Annotated in this window: 11 protein-coding genes; 7 read left to right on the top strand and 4 right to left on the bottom strand. The window is 66.6% G+C overall.

The genetic code is table 11. The annotated features are described in order from the left end of the window. Positions 1 to 5: 5 nt before the first annotated feature. On the bottom strand, positions 6 to 1,991 hold the full coding sequence (locus tag ASC94_RS20840) for a S9 family peptidase (RefSeq protein WP_056399952.1): 1,986 nt from the start codon (positions 1,989 to 1,991) through the stop codon (positions 6 to 8). Between the two features lie 114 nt (positions 1,992 to 2,105). On the opposite strand from ASC94_RS20840, the gene hemE reads away from it, so the two are divergent. Together hemE and ASC94_RS20830 are read left to right on the top strand one after the other, a co-directional pair. Continuing rightward, positions 2,106 to 3,182: a uroporphyrinogen decarboxylase gene (hemE, locus tag ASC94_RS20835; protein ID WP_056399949.1), complete on the top strand. Its 1,077-nt coding sequence runs from the start codon at positions 2,106 to 2,108 to the stop codon at positions 3,180 to 3,182. Between the two features lie 784 nt (positions 3,183 to 3,966). Then, complete coding sequence (locus ASC94_RS20830) at positions 3,967 to 5,988, top strand: primosomal protein N' (protein ID WP_056399945.1); 2,022 nt, start codon at positions 3,967 to 3,969, stop codon at positions 5,986 to 5,988. A 241-nt stretch (positions 5,989 to 6,229) separates the two neighbouring features. Here the strand turns inward: ASC94_RS20830 and ASC94_RS20825 are convergent, their stop codons facing one another. Then, positions 6,230 to 7,129 carry an ArgP/LysG family DNA-binding transcriptional regulator gene (locus tag ASC94_RS20825; RefSeq protein ID WP_056399936.1) on the bottom strand — a complete coding sequence of 300 codons (900 nt, stop codon included), beginning with the start codon at positions 7,127 to 7,129 and terminating at the stop codon, positions 6,230 to 6,232. A gap of 118 nt (positions 7,130 to 7,247) precedes the next feature. Between ASC94_RS20825 and ASC94_RS20820 the strand changes: the two genes are divergently transcribed. Both ASC94_RS20820 and ASC94_RS20815 read left to right on the top strand, forming a co-directional pair. Further along, positions 7,248 to 8,690 carry a dihydrolipoyl dehydrogenase gene (locus ASC94_RS20820; protein WP_056399935.1) on the top strand — a complete coding sequence of 481 codons (1,443 nt, stop codon included), beginning with the start codon at positions 7,248 to 7,250 and terminating at the stop codon, positions 8,688 to 8,690. 76 nt (positions 8,691 to 8,766) lie between these two features. Continuing rightward, complete coding sequence (locus ASC94_RS20815) at positions 8,767 to 9,900, top strand: HD-GYP domain-containing protein (RefSeq protein WP_056399932.1); 1,134 nt, start codon at positions 8,767 to 8,769, stop codon at positions 9,898 to 9,900. Positions 9,901 to 9,979: 79 nt separating this feature from the next. Here the strand turns inward: ASC94_RS20815 and ASC94_RS20810 are convergent, their stop codons facing one another. Next, positions 9,980 to 10,462, bottom strand: a complete 483-nt coding sequence (locus tag ASC94_RS20810) for an SRPBCC family protein (protein WP_056399930.1) — start codon at positions 10,460 to 10,462, stop codon at positions 9,980 to 9,982. 113 nt (positions 10,463 to 10,575) lie between these two features. Between ASC94_RS20810 and ASC94_RS20805 the strand changes: the two genes are divergently transcribed. The 3 genes from ASC94_RS20805 to ASC94_RS20795 are packed head-to-tail and all read left to right on the top strand — an operon-like array spanning position 10,576 to position 13,476. After that, the gene (locus tag ASC94_RS20805; protein ID WP_056399919.1) at positions 10,576 to 12,657 is read left to right on the top strand and encodes a UvrD-helicase domain-containing protein; all 2,082 of its coding nucleotides are present in this window, start codon (positions 10,576 to 10,578) and stop codon (positions 12,655 to 12,657) included. Then, entirely contained in the window at positions 12,647 to 13,267 is a 621-nt protein-coding gene (locus ASC94_RS20800) for a transglutaminase family protein (RefSeq protein ID WP_056399916.1), read from the top strand. The genes ASC94_RS20805 and ASC94_RS20800 overlap by 11 nt, the downstream gene beginning before the upstream one ends. Beyond that, the gene (locus ASC94_RS20795) at positions 13,264 to 13,476 is read left to right on the top strand and encodes a SlyX family protein (protein WP_082616717.1); all 213 of its coding nucleotides are present in this window, start codon (positions 13,264 to 13,266) and stop codon (positions 13,474 to 13,476) included. Before ASC94_RS20800 ends, ASC94_RS20795 begins: the two co-directional genes overlap by 4 nt. On the opposite strand, the gene ASC94_RS20790 is transcribed toward ASC94_RS20795, so the two are convergent. Beyond that, the gene (locus ASC94_RS20790; protein ID WP_082616716.1) at positions 13,451 to 14,875 is read right to left on the bottom strand and encodes a GMC family oxidoreductase N-terminal domain-containing protein; all 1,425 of its coding nucleotides are present in this window, start codon (positions 14,873 to 14,875) and stop codon (positions 13,451 to 13,453) included. The genes ASC94_RS20795 and ASC94_RS20790 overlap by 26 nt on opposite strands. Positions 14,876 to 14,881 lie beyond the last annotated feature (6 nt).

Raw genomic sequence — 14,881 nt, 5'->3', positions numbered from 1 at the left:
TGCTTTTACAGGTTGTGGATCTCGACCGCGGCTTGCGCCGCCGCCGTCGGCAGGCCGAACATGCGCTGGTAGAAGTACAGCTCCGCCTCCAGCGTGCGGATGATGTTCTCGGCCTTGCGGAAGCCGTGCCCTTCGCCTTCCAGGGGCACATAGGCCACCGGCACGCCGCGCTGCTTCAGCGCCGCCACCATGGCTTCCGATTGCTGCGGCGGCACCACCTTGTCGTCCATGCCCTGGAAGAAGATCATGGGACGCGCCAGGCGGTCGGTGTGGTTGATGGGCGAGCGCGCCTGGTACAGCGCCTCGGCCAGCGGCGCCGGGGCGATCAGGTACTCGTTGTAGTGCGATTCGAACTTGTGCGAGTCCTGGTCCAGGCCCTTCAGGTCGGACACGCCGTAGTAGCTGGCGCCCAGCTTGAACACGTCATGGAAGGTGAGGGCGCACAAGGTCGTCAGGCCGCCGGCGCTGCCGCCGCGGATGATCAGGCGCTCGCCGTCCGCCATGCCGTGCCGGACCAGGTATTGCGCGCCGGCGATGCAGTCCTCCACGTCGACCACGCCCCATTGGCCCTTGAGCGCGTCGCGGTAGGCGCGGCCGAAACCGGTGCTGCCGCCGTAGTTCACGTCCAGCACGCCGAAGCCTCGGCTGGTCCAGAACTGCGTGGCCAGCTTGAGCGTGTTGACGGTCATGCTGGTGGGACCGCCGTGGCTGATGACGATCACCGGCGGCTTGCTGCCCGCCGGCGCCTGCACGTCCTTGTTAGCGGGCCGGTAGAAGAAAGCGTGCGCCGTGCGGCCGCCGGCACTGGGGTAGCTGATGCTCTGCGGGACGGACAGATAGCCCAGGTCCGGCGTGCCGGCGATGGAATGGGCCAGCACCTCCAGCTCGCCGCTGGCCAGGTCGATGCGCGCCAGCTCCAGCGGGATGGTGGGGCTGCCGCCCAGCAGTGCCAGGAAGCCGGGCGCCACGCGCAGCTCGCGGATTTCTTCGTATGGCGTGGCGATGGGAACCGGCATGCCCGTTTCGATGTCGAACCGTACCAGGCGGCTGACGCCCTTGTCGATGTAGGTGCAGACGATTTCCTCGGCACTGGTGAAGCCGTACATCGCATTGCCGAAGGTCCAGTGGGGGGAGGCGAATTCGGCGTCGAGCACATAAATGGCTTCGGGCGGGCCGTCGCCGTGGCGGTAGATATTCCACCAGCCCGTGCGGTCGGACACGAAATACAGGCGGCCGTCCGGCGCCCACTCGGGCTGGCACACCGATTCGTCCGTACCGCCGGCCACGCACAGCGGCGTGCCCAGGGTGCCGTCATCACGCACGGCGGCCAGCCACAGCTCGGTGCCTTGCCACGGCATGCGCGGATGGTCCCAGGTCAGCCAGGCCAGCATGCGGCCGTCCGGCGACAGGCGCGGCGAGGAATAGAAGTCATGGCCCGAGGCCAGCACGGTCTCGGCGCCCGGCGCCGCGCTGCCCGGCAGGCCGACGGCGCACAGCGCATTCTCGGGCTGGCGGTGCGGCACACCCGGCACACCCGGCGACTGCGGATCCTCCGGGTGCAGTTCGCGCACCGCGATCAGGCGCTGGCGTCCCGCGTCCACCACGAAATCGGCGTAGCGCTGGCGGCCAGGCGCGGTGAATGGCGCCGCTTCGGCGCCGCCGCTGCGGCTATACAGCCGGTTGTCGGCGAAGTGCGAAAAATAGACGGTATCGCCTTGCACCGCGTAGGCGCCGCCGCCGTATTCGTGTACGCGGGTGCGCACGTTCAGCGGCAGCGGGGTGATCTCGTCCGTGCGCGCGCCGCGGCGGCGCTGCAATGTCTGGCGGCCGGCCTCGCTGGCGCGGCCCGCCAGCCAGTAGATATCGCCGTCCGCGCCCAGGGCCAGCGCGGACAGCGGCGTGGCGCCCGCCGCCACCAGGGCGGCACTGATCGGGGAGGCCCATGCGCCGAACGGCGCCAGGCTGGCAGGGGACTGCGGCGTGGTGGACATAGCTTTGCTCCGTGAATATCTTCCGAATGATACAGACAGCCGTACGGCGATGCGTAAAAAAGCCGGCGCGGGATGCGATAATAGCCCCTTTCCTTCGCTTTTTGATTGCATTCCATGCCACAATTTGCCCCACTGAAGAACGACACCTTCCTGCGCGCGCTGCTGCGCCAGCCGACCGAGTACACCCCCGTGTGGCTGATGCGCCAGGCCGGCCGTTATCTGCCGGAATACCGCGCCACGCGCGCCAAGGGCGGTTCCTTCATGGGCCTGGCCACCAATCCCGACCTGGCCACCGAGGTCACGCTGCAGCCTATCGAGCGCTACCCGCTGGACGCGGCCATCCTGTTCTCCGATATCCTGACCGTGCCGGACGCCATGGGCCTGGGCCTGCATTTCGTGGAAAACGAAGGCCCCAAATTCGAGCGCCCCTTGAAAACCGAAGCAGACGTGCTGGCCCTGCGCGCCCCGGAAGCCGGTACGCTGGACTATGTGTTCAAGGCCGTCACCCAGATCCGCACCGAACTGAACGGCCGTGTGCCCCTGATCGGCTTCTCCGGCAGCCCGTGGACGCTGGCCTGCTACATGGTGGAGGGCCAGGGCTCGCGCGAGTTCCACACCATTAAGAAGATGCTGTACGGCCGTCCCGACCTGATGCACCGCATCCTGAGCATCAACGCGCAGTCCGTGGCCGACTACCTGAACGCCCAGATCGACGCCGGCGCGCAAGCCGTGATGGTGTTCGACTCCTGGGGCGGCGCGCTGGCCGACGGCGCCTTCCAGGAATTCTCGCTGCAATACATGCAGAAAGTCGTCTCGCTGCTGAAACGTGAAAAGGACGGCGTGAAAATCCCCGCCATCGTGTTCACCAAGGGCGGCGGCCACTGGGCCGAGGAAATCGCCGCCATCGGCGCCGATGCGATCGGCCTGGACTGGACTGCCAACCTGAGCAAGATCCGCGCCCTGGTGGGCGACAAGGTAGCGTTGCAGGGCAACCTGGACCCGGCCATCCTGTTCGCCAGCCCGGAACAGATCCGCGCCGAAGTGGTGAAGGTGCTCAACGCATACGGCAAGCACGATACCGGCCACGTGTTCAACCTGGGTCACGGCATCTCGCAGTTCACGCCGCCGGAGTCGGTGGCGGCCATGGTTGATGCTGTTCATGCGCATAGCCGCACGCTGCGCAGCGCCTGATGTAGTTGCACGACAAAGGGCGCGTTTCCTGCGGAGCGCGCCCTTTTTTCATGCCTGCACGCGCTAAAGCTGTGCGACTTATGCACAATTTTTTTTGCTGCGGAAATAACAGGCAGCCTGTTTTTGGTCGGCGGCGACCGCGCGCCAAGTGCCTGATTAAAAAGACTTAATTTTAGAGTTCCCCTGGAGGGTGGCAAGGCAAAGTAAACTTTATCCCAAGGCAAAAGTGGTCTTGTTGGCGCATTCTCCACAAAGTTATCCACAAAAACTGTGGATAAAAACGAAAAGTACTTAGTAAACCGGGACTTAGTCAACTTGCTAAGATTTCGGAGCCGAAAATGTTGCGCCGCACGATATTTTGTCTGGATTTTCTTATGACAAATGCATTGCGTTTCCACAAAGTCAGGCTTGTCAGAATGTGTAGAATGCGCCGGGCTGCCAGGGCGGCTTGCATGCTGTACCGCACAAGCTCCTGGCGCCTGACCTGGCCCGCAAAAAGTACTTGATTTCAGCAAAAAAGTTGGCCCTAAATACTTCACTTATGCACAGCGAGCGGAAAAGTGGTATGGTTTTGCGGCTCTCGGGCAGGGTATCTGCAAGTCATTGATTTTAAGGAATAAAAAAGAACGATTTTTTTGCCGGTTACGTGAATTTCCCACAGCAGTTATCGGTTTCCTGAAATTAAGTATCCGTTGTTCACAAAGTTATCCACAAACAAGTGGACAGATTCCGCAGCCCGAAAATGCGAGCAGATCCGGGCTGCTGTTGACCAAGTTAGGACCAGATGGCGCAGTGCATACTGAAAATCGCGCTCGACACCCCGTTGAACGCTGTCTTCGACTACCGCTGGAGCGGCGAGGAGGGCGATCGCCCCCGGATTGGCCAGCTGGCGCTGGTGCCGTTCGCGCGGCGCGAGGTGATGGGCCTGATCGTCGGCCTGGCCGAGCACAGCGACGTGCCGGCGGAAAAGCTCAAGGACGCGCTGGCCGTGCGCCACCAGTTGGCGCCGCTGTCCGCGCAATGGCTGGCGCTGGCCGGCTTTGCGGCCGACTATTACCAGCGCCCGCTGGGCGAAGTGGCCCTGCCGGGCCTGCCGAAAAACCTGCGCGTGCTCACCACGGTCGCGCTGGACCGCGCCATCAAGAAGCTGGCCAAGCTGGAAGACAGCCACGACCATACGCCGCTGAACATGCCCCAGCTCAACCCCGAGCAGCAAACGGCGGCCGACTACATCGGCAGCGCGCAGGGCTACCAGCCGGCGCTGCTGTACGGCGTCACCGGCAGCGGCAAGACCGAGGTCTACCTGCAAGCCTGCGCCCAGGTGCTGGCGCGCGAGCCGCAAGGGCAGATCCTCATCATGGTGCCCGAGATCAACCTCACGCCCCAGCTGGAAGGCAATATCCGCGCGCGCTTCCCCGGCGTGATGCTGGCCACGCTGCACAGCAGCCTGTCCGAAGGCGAGCGCATGCTGCACTGGCTGGCTGCGCACCAGGGCCAGGCCCGCATTGTGCTGGGCACGCGGCTGGCCATATTGTCGTCCCTGCCGCAGCTGAAGCTGATCGTCATCGACGAAGAGCACGACCCGTCCTACAAGCAGCAGGAAGGCCTGCGCTACTCCGCGCGCGACCTGGCCGTATGGCGCGCCTGGCAGCTGAAGATTCCCATCGTGCTCGGCTCGGCCACGCCCTCGCTGGAAAGCTGGCACCACGCGCAGGGCGGGCGCTACAAGCTGCTGGAACTGCGCGAGCGGGCCGTGAAGGCCGCCGTGCTGCCGGCGGTCAAGCTGGTCGACATGGAGCGCGACAAGCCGCGCGACGGCCTCACCGGCGCCCTGGTGGCGGCCCTGAAGCTGCGCATGGAGCGCGGCGAGCAGTCGCTGCTGTTCCTGAACCGGCGCGGCTATGCGCCCGTGATCTGCTGCGAATCGTGCGGCTGGATCAGCGACTGCACGCGCTGCACGTCCTTCATGGTGCTGCACAAGCCCGAGCACCGGCTGCGCTGCCACCATTGCAGTCTGGAAATGCGCATCCCACACCACTGCCCGACCTGCGGCAACGTCGACCTGCAGCCGGTGGGGCGCGGCACCCAGCGCGTGGAGGAAGGCCTGCAGGCGCTGTTCCCGGAAGCGCGCATCCTGCGCATCGACGCCGACAGCACGCGCAAGAAGGGCAGCGCGCAGGAAGCGTTCGACACCGTGCACCGGGGCGAGGTGGACATCCTGATCGGCACGCAAATGGTGGCCAAGGGGCACGACTTCAAGAAACTGACGCTGGTCGGCATCATGAACCCGGACACGGCGCTGTTCTCGCAGGACTACCGCGCCAGCGAGCGCCTGTTCGCGCAGCTGATGCAGGTGGCGGGCCGGGCCGGGCGGGCCGCGCAGACCGAAGGCGGCAGCGCGGCCGAAGTGCTGATCCAGACCCGCTACACGCAGCACCCGCTGTACTCGGCTGTGGTCAATCACGACTACGACCATTTCGCGTCGGCGCTGCTGGACGAGCGCAAGCAGGCCGGGCTCCCGCCCTATCTGTTCCAGGCCCTGCTGCGCGCCGAAGCGCCCGAGCTGGCCACGGCCATTGAATTCCTGGAAATCGCGCGCGACTGCGTGCTGCACCCGGGCATCACGATCAACGACCCCATTCCCATGACCATGACGCGCATCCACAACGTGGACCGCGCCCAGCTGCTGGTCGAGTCCCCCTCGCGGCCCAATCTGCAAGTGTTCCTGAAAGAATGGATGGACACCCTGCGCAGCCTGAAAACCCGCGTCAAATGGTCGCTCGAAGTCGACCCCCTCGACATTTAACACGGCCTGAGCCGCATTTCCCCTACTTCGGGGTCTGACCCCGAAGTAGGGGAAATGCGGCTCAGGCCGCTTGTAGGGAAAGGTTTAAAGTTGTAGGCGTCAGTCGCGATGGGGGTGAATGGTTTGCCCGGAGATGCTGGGCATGAAGGGGCACAAAGCAGCCTGAGCCGCATTTTGGCCCACTTCGGGGTCTGACCCCGAAGTGGGGGCGATGCGGCTCAGGCCGCCTGTAGGGGGAGGACTAGGGTTGTAGGAGGTAGCGGCGGGCGCTGGTGATGATTTGCTCGGACAGGGCGCGCGTGAACGGCGTGTCGAGGTTCCAGGCGTGCCAGTCGAGCGCGACGTCGAGCACCTGGCCGGGGGCGAGGTCGACCAAGCGCTCGCTGTCGATGGCGCCGGCCACGTGCAGCTGCGGCAGCAGGCCGTAGGCGAGGCCGCCGTAGATGCACTCGTATTGCGCCGGCGAGACCGGCAGCGTATGGTGCGGGAAGCTGCCTTGCTCGCCCAGCGCGCCGGCCAGGAAGCGCGCCATGGCCGCCCGCTCGCTCACCACCGCCGGCGCCAGTTGCACCGCCTCGGCCGAGAAGCCGTCGCCGAACCAGCGGCCCGCGAACGCCGGCGTGGCCACGCACAGGTAGCGCATCGTGCCCAGCGGCGTCGTGGCCGGGCCGTTCAGCGGCGCCGCGCCGCCCTCTTCCGTGCGCGCGGCCACGGCGCCGAATACGCTGCCTTCCTGCACCATGTGCAGCGCCTGCTCGCGCCCGGCCTGCTGCACGTCCAGCTGGCAGCGCGGCGGCGCCAGCAGGGGCGGCAGGGCGAGCGGGAACCACGTGGCGAGGCTGGCGGCGTCCACCGCAATGGAAATTTCCGGCATGCTGACCCGGTTGCCCAGGTCGATGTCCAGCGATGCTTCCATCAGCCGCACGTTGCGGTGGTGCGAAATCAGGCGCTGGCCCAGCCCCGTGGGCACGCAGGGCACGCCGCGCACGATCAGCAATCGGCCGCTGCTGTCTTCCAGCGCCTTGATGCGCTGGGAGACGGCCGACTGGCTGATGCCGAGCGCGCCGGCAGCCTTTTCAAAGCTGCCGTGGCTGGCGACGGCGTCCAGCACCGCCAGCGCCTTGTAGTCCAGGTTTGCCATAAGGAACGCTTATAAATATACAAATCGATAAGCAATACTAATGCGTTTCCGGGATTCATGCTTAATATTTCGCAACAGAGTAGTATTTCTGAACAAAAAAAAATCGCAAGGAGTGTGCATGAAGACGTTACGAACCGATGTGGCCATCATAGGCGCCGGCAGCGCCGGGCTGACGGCCTACCGCGCCGCGCGCGCCGGCGGCAAGCGGGCACTGCTGATCGAGAGCGGTCCCTACGGCACCACCTGCGCCCGGGTCGGCTGCATGCCCAGCAAGCTGCTGATTGCCGCTGCCGAGGCCGCCCACGCGCTGGCCGCCGCGCCGGCCTTCGGCGTGCATCCGGGCCAGATCCGCATCGACGGCCAGGCCGTCATGGCGCGCGTGCGCAGCGAGCGCGACCGCTTTGTCGGCTTCGTGCTGGAGGGCATGGAGCACATTCCCGAGGAAGACAAGCTGCGCGGCCATGCCCGCTTCACCGGCCCGCGCGAACTGCAGGTGGATGAGCACACCCTGGTACAGGCCGAGCGCATCGTGATCGCCACCGGCTCCAGCCCCATGGTGCCGCTGGAGTGGCAGCGGGCCGGCGAGCGCGTCATCACCAGCGACGCCGTGTTCGACTGGACCGATCTGCCCCAGTCCGTGGCCGTGGTGGGCACCGGCGTGATTGGCCTGGAGCTGGGCCAGGCGCTGCACCGGCTGGGCGTGCGCGTGGCCATCTACGCCCGCGGCGGCAGCGTGGCGCAGCTGGGCGACCCGCTGGTACTGGCCGAGGCCGCCAAGGTGCTGGGAGCCGAGCTGGATATCCGTTTCCAGACCCAGGTGGCGGGGCTTGAGCGCGACGGCGAGGAGCTGGTGCTCACCAGCCGCGATGCCGCCGGCCAGCAGCGCCAGGAGCGCTACCAGTACGTGCTCTCGGCCATCGGCCGCAAGCCCAATGTGCATGCGCTGAACCTGGAGCTGGCGCAGATCGCCCTGGACCGGCGCGGCATTCCCTTGTACAACCGCCTCACCATGCAGTGCGGCAGCAGCGCCATCTTCATTGCCGGCGACGCGGACGACGAATTGCCGCTGCTGGGCGAGGCGGCCGACCAGGGCAAGATCGCCGGCGCCAACGCCGCCCGCTTCCCCGCCGTGCAGCCCGGCCTGCGCCGCACGCCGCTGGCGGTGGCCTTCTGCGAGCCGCAGATCGCCACCCTGGGCCACGATTACCATTCCTTGTGCGCCAGCCATAGCGGCCGCTTCGCGGTCGGCATGGTGTCGTTCAGCAACCAGGGCCGCAGCCGCGTGATGCTGCAGAACCATGGCATGCTGCGGGTCTACGGCGAGTTCGGGACCGGCCGCTTCCTCGGTGCCGAGATGATAGGCCCGCGCGCCGAGCACATCGGCCACCTGCTGGCCTGGGCCTGCCAGGCGAAGCTGACCGTGGACGCCATGCTGGATATGCCTTTTTACCATCCGGTGGTGGAGGAGGGCGTGCGCACCGCCCTGCGTGACCTGGCCCAGCAGCTGGCGAAGGAGCCGCCGCCGCCGGCGCCCTGCCCGGATTGCACACCGGGCACGTGATCTTACGTATTGCACTTGATGTAGGGCAACAATGTAGAATGCGCGCCATGTAGTCCATAGCAGGCGGAGACCAGAAGTGAAGATTCGTAAGATCAGCCCTGGCGAACTGCAAGTCGGCCAGCTGCTGCCCTGGGATGTGTACGGGGACGGCGGCGGCCTGCTGGCGCGCCAAGGGCAGCTGGTCGCCAACCGCAAGGAGCTCGACAGCCTGGCCGAGCGCGGCGTGGTCGAGGACTGGAGCCAGGCGCTGCCGCAGTCGCGCGCGCCGCAGTCGGTGCTGCGCCTGCTCAACGGGGCGCAGCTGGAGCTGCAGCACGTGTTGCAGCAGATTGCCGCCGGCGTGCCCTTCGGAAATGCCCAGCGCATGCTGGAGGACATTGCCTCCCTGGTCGATTCCGCCGTGCGCCTGAGTGCGGACGTCGCGGTGGCCAGCATACTGCACAGCCGTTCCGGCGTGCCCTACTCGGTGCGCCATAGTGTGGACACGGCCGTGGTGGCGCAGCTGGTGGCGCAGGCGATGAAGAAGCCGGAGGAGGACATCCGCACCCTGACGCTGGCCGCGCTGACCATGAACGTCGGCATGCTGGGCGAGCACGACAGGCTGCAGATGTTCGCCGGCCCGCTGGGCGAGGCGGACCGCCGCATGCTGCGGTCCCATCCGCAGACGGGCGTGCTGCTGCTGCGCCAGGCCGGCATCGAGCACGCGGGCTGGCTCGCGTGCGTGCTGGCGCACCACGAGAATGAGGACGGTAGCGGTTATCCCGGTGGCAAAACGGGCGCCTATGTACCGGAATCGGCCAAGCTGGTTGCGCTGGCGGACCGCTATTGTGCCCGCTTGGCGCGGCGCCGCTACCGCCCGGGCATGACGCCCAACGCGGCCCTGCGCGAGTTGTTGCTGGAGGCGCGCCATACGCTGGACGGCCTGCTGCCGGCGGTGCTGATAAGGGAACTGGGCATTTACCCGGTCGGCACCTGCGTGCGGCTGGCGAACGGCGAAGCGGGCGTAGTGGCGCGCAAGGGCTTGAATGCCACCACGCCGTGGGTGGCCTCGCTGCTGGGCCCCACCGGTGCGCCGCTGCCGCAGCCGGTGCAGCGCGACACGCGCAGCGAATCCACGGCCATCCGCGAAGTGCTGGCGCTGGAGGACCTGGAGCGGACCGGCTGGCGTTTCTTCATGGAACAGGTGTGGGGCCGCGCGGCGGCCCAGTAGCGGCCCGGTAGCGGCTCAGTAGCGGCTGAGTAGCGGCTGGTATAGCGGCGGCTGCGGCGGCGGCGGCGCCCCGGCGCCCTTAATTCAGCAGCGAATCGAGCCGTCCCTGCTCGGCCAGGTCGCGCAGCACGCGGATGGTGTCGATGTCCGATTCCTGGTAGGCTGATTTGCGGAACTCGTCATACATGGCGTTGGCCTGGTCGGTGGCCGCGTCGTGGCCGTCGTCGTACTCGAAGCGTACCCACAGGGTGCCCGGCTGCGGGGTCTCGATGGTCATGGTCAGGCTGGAGGCGCTGATATCCTGCTGCGGAGCAACTTCGTAGCGCACCCGGCGCATGGGATCGAGCAGCACCTTGTCCGCAATCACCAGCTCGCCGTAGCGCAGCTTGCGGCTGAAGCTGTTTTCCTGGCGGTCGGCGATCTGGCACTCATCCAGGTGTGGCACGAACAGCTTGGGCGATTCGGCGCGCAGTACCAGGCCGCGCCACAGCTGTTCGTGGCTGAGTTCGTCGATCAGCGGGTTCAGCGGATCGTTGATTTCGATGAGGTGTTCAAATTTCATGATGCTGCCTAATGTGGTGAGATCCAATAACACTATATTCTGCCCGAGCCTGATTTATCAATGCTTGCGCTGCTACAATAACCGGCTTGTTTCGCCCCTCCCGCCTGGAAATCATGTCTAACGCACCACAGTTCGGTCTCAATGCTCCGCAAAGCGAAGCCGTGCTCTACCTGGACGGCCCCTGCCTGGTGCTGGCCGGCGCGGGCTCGGGAAAAACCCGCGTCATCACGCAGAAAATCACCCATCTGATCGAGGACCGGGGCTACGATCCGCGCACCATTGCCGCGCTGACCTTCACCAACAAGGCCGCGCTGGAGATGCAGGAGCGGGTCGGCAAGCTGCTCAAGCAGCCGCGCCAGGCCAAGCTGCTCACAGTATCCACCTTCCACTCGCTGGGCGTGAAAATCCTGCGCCAGGAAGCGAACCACCTGGGCTTGAAGGACCGCTTTTCCATCATGGACAGCGACGACTGCTATTCGCTGGTGCAAGACCTGGCCATCACCACCGACAAGCAGATCATCCGCGGCATCCAGAATGATATTTCGCTGTGGAAAAACGGCCTGGTGGAGCCGGCCGAGGCGCTGCGCAACGCCAAGGACGAGGACGAAGCCCAGTCGGCCCGCATCTACGCCAGCTATGTGTCCACGCTGGCGGCCTACCAGGCGGTCGATTTCGACGACCTGATCCGCCTGCCGGTGGAACTGTTCCGCGACAACGGCGCGGTGCGCGACAAATGGCAGCGCCGCCTGCGCTACCTGCTGGTGGACGAATACCAGGACACCAACACCTGCCAGTACGAACTGGTCAAGCTGATGGTCACCGGCATCGGCAAAAAGCCGATGTTTACCGCCGTGGGCGACGACGACCAGGCCATCTACGCATGGCGCGGCGCCACGGTGGAAAACCTGGCCAACCTGAAGGTGGACTTCCCGGACCTGAAGCTGATCAAGCTGGAGCAGAATTACCGCTCCACCACGCGCATCCTGCAGGCGGCCAACGCGGTGATCGGCAACAACCCCAAGCTGTTCGAGAAGTCGCTGTGGTCCGAGCACGGCCTGGGCGAACCGATCAAGGTGCACTCGATGCCGAACGACGAGCAGGAGGCCGAGCAGGTGGCCATCATGATCTCGGCCGACCACTTCGAGCGCAAGAACCAGTGGACCGATTACGCCATCCTGTACCGGGGCAACCACCAGGCCCGCATCATCGAGCAGGCGCTGCGCAACCAGCGTATTCCGTACACCATTTCCGGCGGCCAGAGTTTCTTTGACAAGGCCGAGATCAAGGACATCATCGCCTACCTGCGCCTGCTGGCCAACCAGGACGACGACCCGGCCTTCATCCGCGCCGTTACCACGCCGCGCCGGGGCATCGGCCAGTCGACGCTGGAAGTGCTGGGCGCCTTTTCGGGCCAGTGGCAGTGCTCGCTGTTCGAAGCCGTGTTCAAGGGCGGCATCGAAGCCAAGCTGCCGGACCGCCAGCTGCTGCCGCTGCGCGAGTTCTGCAACTTCATCAACAACCTGGAAGCGCGCGCCAGCCGGCCCGGCGCGGCCGGTTCCGGCGACAACGCGGCCCAGGTGCTGGACGACATGATGGAAGCCATTCATTACGAGTCCTACCTGTACGACAGTTTTGAAGAGCGCGCCGCGCAGAGCAAGTTCCAGAACGTGATGGAATTCGTCAACTGGCTGAAGGACCGCGGACGCGGCGGCAAGGACCGCAGCGGCGAGGAAAAGAACGTGCTGGAGCTGACCCAGATGGTGGCCCTGATGACCATGCTGGAGGGCAAGGACGAAGAGCCGGACGCGATCCGCATGTCCACCCTGCACGCGTCCAAGGGGCTGGAATATCCGCACGTGTTCCTGGTCGGCTGCGAGGAAGGCATCCTGCCGCACAAGGGCGACCCGGACGCGCCGGTGGAAACGCTGGCGCAGCGCATCGAGGAAGAACGGCGCCTGATGTACGTCGGCATCACGCGCGCCAAGCGCACCCTGCAGATCACCTGGTGCAAGAAGCGCAAGCGCGCCGGCGAGCAGGTGCATTGCGACCAGTCGCGCTTCATCAAGGAGATGCAGCTGGACGTGGGCGACGCCGTGCCGAAGGAATCCGAAATCATCAGCCCGCGCGAACGCCTGGCGCGCATGAAAGAACTGCTGGCCACGCCGAAGGCGGTGCCCAATCCCAATGGCAGCTGAGCGCTATCTCGCCTTCAGCGACTGGATCGACGGCGGCCATCCGGACGTGGCCGGCAAGGCGGCCGAGCTGGCCGCAGGCTGCGCCACGCAGGCCGAGGTCGCGCGCCGCTGCTTCGAGTTTGTGCGCGACCAGATCAAGCACAGCTGGGACTATCGCATGGACCCGGTCACCTGCCGCGCGTCCGACGTGCTGCGCCACGGCACCGGCTACTGCTACGCCAAGAGCCATCTGCTGGCCGCGCTGCTGCGCGCCAACGGCATTCCGGCCGGCCTGTGCTACCAGCGCCTGGCGGTGGGCACGGAGGGCCCGCCGTTCTGCCTGCACGGGCTGAACGCGGTCTATCTCGACGGCCACGGCTGGTATCGCATCGACGCGCGCGGCAACAAGCCCGGGGTGGACGCGCAGTTCACGCCGCCGCGCGAGCAGCTGGCCTTCCCGGTGCTGGCGCCGGACGAGCGCGACCTGCCGGAAATCTGGGCCGAACCGCTGCCGGTGGTGGTGGATGCCTTGCAGCGCCACGCCACGGTGGCGCAGGTGGCGGCGGACTTGCCGGATGTGGCGCTGCTGCCGCCGGTACAATACGGCTTTACGGCAGGGAGCACGCAGTGAGCACAGAAGACACCGACAACCGTTTCGTAGACATCGAAATCAAGATCGCCCACCAGGAAGACATGGTGGAATCGCTGAACCAGCGCATCTACGAGCAGCAGAAGCAGATCGACAAGCTGGAGCAGATGCTGCACGCGCTGGCGCAGCACGTGCGCGACAACCCGCAAGGCGGGCAGGGCCCCGTCAACGAGCGTCCCCCGCACTACTGACGCTGCCGGCGACGGCGACGCTACTGCTTGCATCGTCCGCCGGCCCGGACGCGGCAATCAGCATCCGCATGCCTGGCTGGCGCTGGTTTGCCGCCGCCGCCGCGCCGCCCGCAATATGCTCGCCCAGGCGCTGGCCCAGGCACAGCAGCGTGAGCGTGGGCGGCAAGCCCCACGGCCCCGGTATCACCGACGCGTCGCACACGTACAAGCCGGGCGTGGCCGTCCGCAGATCGCTGTCCACGCCCTCGCCGATGCGCACGCTGCCGCCCGGATGCGCGGCGAAATGCCAGCTGCGGAACACATGCTTCGCGCCCGCTGCCGCCAGGATGCTGCGCGCCAGTTCCTCGCCCTGTTTCAGCTTCTTGCGGTCGGCCGGCTGCAAGCGCTTGTCCACCCAATGCGGACCCACGCTGCCGCCGATCTCGTCGCGTATCTTCACCATGATGCTCAGCGTGCGCGCGTGCGCGGCCACGCGGCCGAAGCGGCCCACCTGCATGGCAAACGCCTGGTACATGGGCTTGGGTAGTGTCAGGTCGGCCAGCGCAATGCCGTCCTGGTGCAGATGCATGCCGGCCGCCATCGGCACTTCGGCGCCCGCGTCCGGCGCGTGCAGGTCGTCCACGCTGCCCATCACGGCCACCACCGGGTCGCTGAAGAACGCCGCGCTGCGCGGCGCCAGGCCGGAGCTGTGCAGCAGGCGCGGACTGCCGATGCCGCCGCCCGCCAGCACCACCGTATCGGCCAGCACGGTGCGCAGGTCGCCGTCCACCACCGCTTCCACGCCGGCCGCGCGCCCGTCGTGCAGCAGCACGCGCGTCACGCGCGTACCGGCGGCCAGCACGGCGCCATGGGCGCAGGCCTCGTCGAGGAAATCGCGCGCCGTCCACTTGGCGCCGTAGGGACAGCCGTAGACGCAACGCCAGCAGCCGCTGCGGCAGATCTGCGGCCGTATCATCTTGTCGAGCTTGTGCCAGTCCAGGCCCAGCGAGCGCGCCGCCTGCATGATGCGTGCAGCCATGGGGCCCACCAGCTGGTCGGGCAGCGGCGCCATCGGCAGTTCCGCGCGCAAGGCCGCCAGCTGCGGCGCCAGGTCGATGCCGTGCGCGGCGAACATGGCGGCGGGCGGCGGCGCGGCCGTGGCGAAATTGATGGCCGAGCTGCCGCCCGCCACCAGCCCGCGCACCAGCAGCGACGCGTCGCGGTGGACGAAGGCCCCCTTGCCGGGAACGGCGGCGATGGCGGCCATCTGGCCCAGCGTGCCCGCGAGCGGCGCCGCGCTGCCCTGTTCCAGCACCGCCACGCGCATGCCGCGCAAGGCCATCGCGCGCGCCACGCTGGCGCCGCCGGGGCCGCTGCCGACCACGATGGCGTCGTACCGAATTGGGGAAGAATTGGCCATGCGGCG

Source organism: Massilia sp. Root418, from assembly GCF_001425265.1.
Classification (GTDB): Bacteria; Pseudomonadota; Gammaproteobacteria; order Burkholderiales; family Burkholderiaceae_D; genus Rugamonas.
This window is presented reverse-complemented; position numbering and strand designations above follow the sequence as displayed.